This window comes from Eggerthella sp., assembly GCF_048329335.1.
Classification (GTDB): domain Bacteria; phylum Actinomycetota; class Coriobacteriia; order Coriobacteriales; family Eggerthellaceae; genus Eggerthella; species Eggerthella lenta.
On the sequence record NZ_DBFEGU010000197.1, the window covers coordinates 1 to 7,828 of the forward strand.

General features: G+C 65.8%; 6 protein-coding genes. 3 read left to right on the top strand and 3 right to left on the bottom strand.

Going from position 1 to position 7,828, the window contains the following annotated elements; genetic code table 11:
- Positions 1 to 107 precede the first annotated feature (107 nt).
- Positions 108 to 857 (top strand): YoaP domain-containing protein, encoded by a 750-nt coding sequence (locus ACMO6A_RS06500; protein ID WP_009305837.1) that lies wholly within the window; start codon positions 108 to 110, stop codon positions 855 to 857.
- Positions 858 to 936: 79 nt separating this feature from the next.
- Here the strand turns inward: ACMO6A_RS06500 and ACMO6A_RS06505 are convergent, their stop codons facing one another.
- Positions 937 to 1,428 (bottom strand): hypothetical protein, encoded by a 492-nt coding sequence (locus tag ACMO6A_RS06505; protein WP_035576727.1) that lies wholly within the window; start codon positions 1,426 to 1,428, stop codon positions 937 to 939.
- A gap of 83 nt (positions 1,429 to 1,511) precedes the next feature.
- Here ACMO6A_RS06505 and ACMO6A_RS06510 point away from each other — a divergent pair, with 83 nt between their 5' ends.
- Positions 1,512 to 2,831, top strand: coding sequence for an MFS transporter (locus tag ACMO6A_RS06510; RefSeq protein WP_226844242.1), 1,320 nt, complete (start codon positions 1,512 to 1,514; stop codon positions 2,829 to 2,831).
- Here ACMO6A_RS06510 and ACMO6A_RS06515 read toward each other — a convergent pair.
- Together ACMO6A_RS06515 and ACMO6A_RS06520 are read right to left on the bottom strand one after the other, a co-directional pair.
- On the bottom strand, positions 2,828 to 3,997 hold the full coding sequence (locus ACMO6A_RS06515) for an Mbeg1-like protein (RefSeq protein ID WP_009608095.1): 1,170 nt from the start codon (positions 3,995 to 3,997) through the stop codon (positions 2,828 to 2,830). The two genes, ACMO6A_RS06510 and ACMO6A_RS06515, sit on opposite strands and share 4 nt — an antisense overlap.
- An 88-nt stretch (positions 3,998 to 4,085) precedes the next feature.
- Positions 4,086 to 5,585 (bottom strand): helix-turn-helix transcriptional regulator, encoded by a 1,500-nt coding sequence (locus tag ACMO6A_RS06520; RefSeq protein ID WP_009305849.1) that lies wholly within the window; start codon positions 5,583 to 5,585, stop codon positions 4,086 to 4,088.
- Between the two features lie 227 nt (positions 5,586 to 5,812).
- Here ACMO6A_RS06520 and ACMO6A_RS06525 point away from each other — a divergent pair, with 227 nt between their 5' ends.
- Positions 5,813 to 7,756 carry an FAD-binding protein gene (locus tag ACMO6A_RS06525; protein WP_009305851.1) on the top strand — a complete coding sequence of 648 codons (1,944 nt, stop codon included), beginning with the start codon at positions 5,813 to 5,815 and terminating at the stop codon, positions 7,754 to 7,756.
- The last annotated feature ends 72 nt before the right edge of the window (positions 7,757 to 7,828 follow it).

The window sequence follows — 7,828 nt, forward strand, 5'->3', positions numbered from 1 at the left end:
GAACACAGCCGGCGCGTCGCTTCTCAACCTCGATTGGGCCAACGCGACCGCGCGTGTGCTTGTATGCCAAAGCTGCGGTCATTTGGAATGGTTTCTTTAGGAGGAGCATGGATCCCGAATTCGTCAACCTAACCCCCGAGAACCTTGCCGACGAGCATCTTTCCTGCATCATTCGCGTCAGGAAGCCCCATCCCGGCGTCGAGGCGAAGCGCCAATGGCTCGCCGATCGGCTGCGCGAAGGCCATGTGTTCCGAAAGCTGCAGGTGAAAGACCCGGTTTTCATCGAGTACGCGCCGCTTGAAACGGCGTGGGTTCCCGTGCTGGGCGACAACTACCTGTACGTGTACTGCCTCTGGGCGTACGGTGCCGGCAAGGGCAAAGGCTACGGGCGCGCGCTCATGGAGTACTGCCTGGCCGACGCGCGAGTGCAAGGCAAGTCGGGCGTGTGCCTGCTGGGGGCGAAGAAGCAGAAGGCGTGGCTGACCGATCAGGCGTTCGCGCGGAAGTTCGGCTTCGAAGTGGTCGACGCTACCGACGACGGCTACGAGTTGCTGGCTCTGTCGTTCGACGGGACGGTGCCGCGGTTCGCGCCGCACGCGAAAGCCCAGGCTATCGACAGCGACGAGCTGACGATCTACTACGATTTCCAGTGCCCTTACGTGCCCGAGCGCATCGAGGCGATCCGGCGGTATTGCGAGGCGAACGACGTGCCGCTGACGCTCATCCAAGTGGATTCGCTGCAAAAGGCGAAGGAGCTGCCCGGCGTCTTTAACAACTGGGGCGTGTTCTACAAAGGGAAGTTCGAGACGGTGAACGTTCTGGATACCACGTACCTCAAGAGGATCCTCAAGAAATAGGAGCGTTGCAGACGCGACAACTCACGGTGTCCTGCGCATCATCCAGTCCGTTCCCTCTCCGAAGGCCGAGCCTTTCAAGCTATGGCTCGCCCAGGTTGGCGCCGAGCGCATCGAGGAAACCGTCGATCCCGAACAGGGAATCGATCGCGCGTTCGAGCTGGTGCTCAACATGCTTGCCGATGCGCTGAGCGACGTCGAGGCCCTGGAGGCGGGGATGTCCAGCAGCACCGCCCTGAGCGATGTCAGCACCCAGGAGCTGCTCTCGCGCCTTCGCCGTCGGACATCCCCAGCCCATTGAGCACGTAGGAGTCGCTGGACGTCCAACAGCGGTTCGCATCCTCGCACTCTTCGCTGCAAGCTCCGGGCGCGAATCGCCGGCGAGCGGCATCGCCCGTGTGCGCTCGTCGGCTCTGCGCAGCGCGGGTTCGCCGTATGTTGGCGGCTTCGTTCGGGCGCGATCGGGCTTGCCGCTCGCGTGCTTCTTCGCCGCCGCTTGCGGGTCGCTTTCGTTCTCTGCTGCTCGCTGACCGAGCGAGGCGCTACGCCCGCCATCGGTCGGCTTCGGCGGCATCGGTTCCGTGATTGAATGGCGCATCTTTTAACCGAAAACGCTCGAAGGCCTGGCGGCCCCAGAGCGGAGAAGGGAGTATGCGCATGCGGCAGCACACGACGAACCAAACAGGCGGTGAACGGCGTTCGCGCCGATTGCATCCGGCATGGCTCATCCTCATCGCCTGTTGCTTCCTGCAAGCGGGAGGCATGGGCACCATCAACAACGCGGCGGGCATCATGGTTCCCGCCGTGCTGGGCGATCTGCAGTTCTCGCAGGGCAGCTTCATGCTGTACTTCACGATCCAGGGTTTGTGCATGACGGCGGCGCTTCCCGTGGCGGGGAAGCTGTTGCCGAAGGTGAGCATGCGCGTGCTGGTGAGCGTCGGCATGGTGGCGGCCGCGCTGGCGTTCGCGTCCATGGGGCAGTTCAACGCGGTGTGGCAGTGGTACGTGGCGGGGGCGGTGCTGGGCGTGGCGGCCGCGTTCGCGTTCCTGCTGCCGGCACCCGTCATGATAGGCAACTGGTTCAAGAAGAAGGCGGGCCTTGCGATGGGCATCGCCATGGCCTGCTCGGGCATCGGCGGGGCGGTGATGAACCCGTTGGGCGGCGCGCTCATCCAATCGTTGGGATGGCGGCCCACCTATGCGGTGCTCGCCCTGATCGCAGCCGTGCTGGTGCTGCCGTTCTCGCTGCTGGTGATGAAGTTCAAGCCGGCCGACCCGCGCGATGCCTATGGAGCCGACGAGGTGGAAGACACCCCGGCGAGCAGCGGAGCCGAAACGGCGTCCGGCGTCTCGGCGGCTCGCGCCGTGCGTTCGCTGGCGTTCGCGTGCGTGTTCCTGGTTGCGGGATTCCTGTCGCTCGAGAGCGCGTTTTTGCAGCTGATGCCCACGTACGCCGGCACCGTCGGGCTCGCCGCCGTCGCAGCGTTCCTTCCTTCCATCGCCATGATCAGCAACATCGTGGGCAAGCTGGTGCTGGGGTGGCTGGCCGACGCCGTGGGGCCGCGCAACGCGACGCTGTGCGGCTTCGGCGTGGGCGTGACCGCGTTCGCGCTGTTCCTAGCCTCGAACGGCAACGTGGGGATGGTCATGGTGGCGGCCGCCTTGTTCGGCGTGCTTACGGCGATGGTGACGGTGAACGTGCCGCTGCTGGTGCGCAGCGCGTTCGGATCGAAGGATTACGGCACGCTGTTCTCGTACGTGAGCATCGGCACATCGCTGGTAGGCTCGCTGGGCATTTCGGTGTATGGGTTCCTGTTCGACCGCTTCGGCTCGTACGATCCCGGCCTGATGCTGGGCATTGGCACGGGCGTTGCGAGCGCCGCGCTGCTGCTGGTGGGTATGGCTGCGGCAAAGCGCCTGATGGGCGCCGCGCACGTGCGAAGCGGCGCGGTGCAGGCGGAGGAGCCCGCGTTCTAAGAGCGCGCTTTTTTCTTCGGGACGATGCGTTCGACGATGCCCTGGGTGACGCGGTGGCCTGCCAGCTCGGCAAGCGAGCCGAGGGCGCCGACCAGGGTTTCGCGAGCGGTCCCGTCGATGTTCTTGGCCGCCTCGCTCAGCAGGGCCACCGTTTTCGCCCCGCCGAAGAAGACCTCGGTGGCGTTCTGGGCGCCCGAGGCCTCGACGGCTTTGAACAGCGCGTCGACGATGGCCGCCGCTTCCTCGTCGGAGTAGCGCGCCAGCCATTCGGTGAGCAGCGCGTCGGTGAACCGGGCGTTTTCGGTGAGGTTGTCGAGGTAGACGAAATCGTCGCCGTCGACCTCCCACGAGAACGGGCTGTGCTGCAAAAGGCCGCGCTCGGTGCTGTGCACCACGAGCGGCGGGGTGTGCGACTCCATGAGCATACCGATGACGGAGTCCTGCGGGACGGTGCGGTGGATGCGGCCGTCCAGCTTTCTCCAATCATCGGGCGAGAACGCGCCCGCTTTGAAACCGGGGCCGTCGTGCGTGTACACGCGCTCGATGCGGTCCTGCACAGCGGCGGACGCGTTCAGCGCGGCGTACAGCGCGAGGTTGGCGCCCTTCGAGTGGCCGCCCACGAACAGCCGGCGAGGCAGGTGCGGCGCTACGGCCTCCAGGTAGCGCGCGGCTTGCTCCTGGGCGGGCACGGGCGCGGTGTAGCACATGTTGAAGTTCTCGCGCCAGCCGGTGATGGACGTGTCGGTTCCGCGGAAGCCCACGTAGGCGAATTCCTTCTTGTAGACGAACGTCATGGCGGCGAACTGCGTCTGCCGCTCGGTATCGAACAGGCTGAGGTAATCGCGGATGACCATGTCGCGAAACCGCGGGCTGGCGGCGAGTGCCAGCATATTTTCCTTCACGCGGCCAGGGATGAGGCCCGAGAACATATGCTCATAGTGTTCGGCACGCAATGTATCGAGGAAGTGGGCGGGGCGTCCCGAAGGGGATAGCAGGTTCTTCACGATGGTGCCGAGCCTGCCGAACGCCTTGCGCTCGCGCAGCGGCGGCACGATCCCTTCGGCGCGCACCATGCAGAACTGGGAAAGCGCCGCCGAATCGACCGGGTTGAACGGCTTTTCCTCGAATGAGGCGAACTCCGTGCCGAGATAGTCGAGAATGTTCATGCAGCAGCGCTCCTAGCATCCGATACCGCCTGCGTCGCCTCTCATCATACCGCGTCTCGGGCGCTGCCGGCCTTCAATCTGCCGACCTTCAACCTCTCGGCGTTTCGTCGTCGATCATGGCGAGTAGCTCCTCGCGCGAGTTGATGGCGAGCTTCGCGTAGATGTGGCGCACGTGGGTGCGCACGGTGTTCTCGGAGATGTAGAGCTTCTCGGCCACATAGCCGTGATTGTAGCCTCGTCCCAGGTAGTACAGCACCTCGCGCTCGCGCGGCGACAGCCCCCGTTCGGCTGCCAGCGTGTCGCAGCGGCGGTGGATGTACGTGCGCGAGTCGTCCGCGCCGTGAGGCTCGGTGCGCCGGCCTTCGCGCTGCCGCGAGCCTTGCGCGAACGATATGGCGATGAGCGCCAGGTACACGGTGAGCATGATGAGACAGATCGTGCGGCCGTCGGTGCCGATGACGGCGATGCCGCACAGGCCGGCCACGAACGCGAGCGCTAGCAGCGCGAGACAGGCCGGGAATACGAACGTGGCGGCAAAGGGCACGCTGCGGACGGCGCTGGCCATGCTGCACCAGATGGCCAGCGCGATCACCGCGAAGCTGGCCTGGGTGAGCACGTCGATGATACCCGCTGCGACATCGCTGTCGGAGCTGATGACGGGCAGCGCGAGCAGAAGCGCCACGGCGATGGGATACACGGCCTGGTTGAGCAATCTGAGCGGCGACGAGTTTGCCTTGCGCAGCACGAACAGCGCGACGACGATGGCCAGCAGCGACGGCCCGATGAGCGATTTCCACGCTCCCAGCGGATCGGGCAGGCGCATCTGCTCGCTCGAGATGACGGGATCCCAGGTGAGCCCGAAGATGAAGCAGGTGATGCACGCCCCTACGAGGGGCATCCACAATATGGCGGCTGCCTTGCGCAGCCGGATGCGATGGTCATCCTCGCTTGCGCTTTCGGCGCCGGCGGGGTGCGGTGCCGCAGTCTCGTCGTTGAACGTGCGGGCGACGAACAGCAGCGCCACCGATGTGACAAGCGAGCATGCGATCAGCGCCAACCCGATGGGAGAGGGGGAAAGCGGCTCGGCCGCGAAATGGACGACTGCTGCCGCCACGATGCCCCATGCGCTGTTGAACAGCAAATTCTCCGGTTCGAGCCGCGCGAACACCGAGCCCCACGCCGTGGCGAGCATGGCAAGTCCCGCTCCGAACGCCAGGCCGAACATGGCGGGCTCGGCGAACGGCAGCGTCAGCTGCGTGTACAGCGGCAGCATGAACTGCACTCCGATGGCGACCAGGCAGGCGCCTGTCACCAGAGGCGCCGTGCGGGTGAGGTCGGGCGTGCGTCGATCTGCGCGCTTGGCCAACATGGCCAGCGCGGCGAGCACGATGCCCGCGCCCGTCAGCCCCCAGCCGGCGTACACCGCGAAGGGGTGCAGCGAGGGCGTCGCGCCCGTTCCGTGCTCAGAAAAGAAGCGGATCGCATTGAGGAAGACGGAGAACAGCAGTCCCGCGCCCAGCAGCGCGGGCTTGAACGAGACGGGCGCCGGAGACGCCTGCTTCGAGTCGTGTTGTTGCGCGCTTTCCATGCCCTCCCTGCAACGCCTCGGCGTTTTCCCTCGTAGATAGCGCAAATCACCAAATTCAGCTATAGGGTGGGCGCGTGCGGCGCACCCTGCGGATTCCGAAATCATCGCTTTCAGTGATGGCGAAACCCCGGCCTGCACCGTAGTGTAGCCGAACGTCCGGCGCCGCACAACAGAAGCGGGCGACGCCGGGATCGGAACATGGGCACATGATTGAAGGGAGCGGGAACATGGGAACCACCTCGAAGCACAGCTGGTCGCGTCGCGACTTCTTGAAGGGGGCGGCCGCCGGCACGATGAGCGTCGCCGCGCTGGGAGCGCTGGGCGGATGCTCGCCGCAGCAGTCGGCCTCCACCGCCTCGGCGGCGGCCGCCGATTCCGGCGAAGCGGGCACGTACGACGTGATGCAGGAGCTGTCGACGTTCAACCGCGGCCAGAATGCCAGCGCGAAGGCGCCTACCACGCCCGAAGAGTACATCGCCCTCAAGGGCGACGGCGTGCTGTCCGCGGGCGGCGGCTGCGAGCAGCTGGGCATCAAGCCGGCCGACTTCATGCTGAACAAGCCGGCGTGGTTGGGCGACGCGCCCGTGGTCAGCGACATCGCCGATACCGAGGACTGCGACGTGCTGGTCATCGGCGCGGGCAACGCGGGCACCGTGGCGGCGCTGCGCTGCCAGGAGGAAGGCGCGAACGTCTTCTTGGCCGATATGCAGACCTACGACGAGTACGACGAATACGCCTGCGACATGGCCTGCTACAACTCGAAGCTGTTCCTGGACAAAGGCACGCCCGAGATCGACACCACCGAGGTGTTCAACGAGTACATGCGCCTCTCGCGCGGCCATGCGCACCAGAAGATCGTGCGCGACTACGCCATGCGCTCGGGCGAGATGCTCGACTGGATGGTGGGGCACATTCCCGCCGAGTACGTGGAGAAGTATGCGAAGACCTCGAACTACAAGGGCAACGACAACTTCAACGGCGAGTGCTGCGGGCAGAGGTCGTGGCCGGCCATGACTCAGTGGCGCGACGAGGAATCCAACATCAACATGTGGCCGTTCGTCATCCGCTCGGTGCACGCGGCGTTCGAGGAAGCCGGCGGCACCATCAAGTGGGGTTACCAGGGCGTGGTGCTGGTGCAGGACGGCGACGCGGTGACCGGGGCCGTCTTCCAGGATGTCGACGGCGCGTACCACCAGATCAACGCGAAGGCCGTGGTCGTGGCGGCGGGCGACTTCGGCGGCAACCCCGACATGCGCCTCGACCTGTCCGACCAGATGCGCAACCTGGCCTGGTCGTACGGCAACGACCGCACCGACGCCACCAGCATCGGGGGCATGGGCCGCGACGGCTCGGGCATCCGCATGTGCATGTGGGCCGGCGGCACGATGGAGGGCGGCCCCCGCGCCGGCCAGGCCGCGGGCATCAACGGTGTGCCGGGCTTCGCGTTCGGCGGCGCATGGCCGTGCTTCGGCAACGACGGCAAGCGCTTCATGAACGAGACCATGGTGAAGCACGGCTCCAACGGCTACCTGGACATGCTTCCCGAGGGCCAGCTGCTGGTGAACGTGACCGACGCGAACTGGGAAGAGTACCTGTCGCACCAAGGGTACGGCCACGAGACGATGGACCGCAGCTCGGACTACATGGTGGAAGAAGTGCGCGAGAACATGGCGAACTACAAAACCGGCAAGGACGGCTTCGACGTGCGCGCCTTCTCCCGCTTCGGCAAAGAGTACTCCACGGTGTACGCTGCCGACACGCTTGAGGAGCTGGCCGAGATCGTGGGCTACACCGGCGAGGCCAAGACGAACTTTCTGGCCGAGGTGGAGCGCTACAACGAGCTGTGCGCGAAGGGCCACGACGACGACTGGGGCTGCGACCCGCAGAACCTGCTGCCCATCAAGGACGCTCCCTTCTTCGCCTCGTTCGGCACCACGGGCGGCAATCCTTCCGGCGGCCTGTGCCAGCATGCGGCCATCTGCACCGACGGCCGCTACCAGGTGCTCACCGGCGAGAAGCAGCCCATTGCGGGCCTGTACGCCGCCGGCAACACCTGTGGCCAGCGCTACGGCATCCAGTACGCCACGCCCACGGCTGGCAATAGCTGCGGTTCGGCGCTGACCTCCGGCTACTGCGCTGCCGAAAGCGTCATCGAGGACCTGAAGGCGTAAAGCGGCCCGCAACCGATTCGGGGCCGGTTGGCGTATCCCTCCTCTCCCTCCCCGATGCCAGTCGGCCCATAG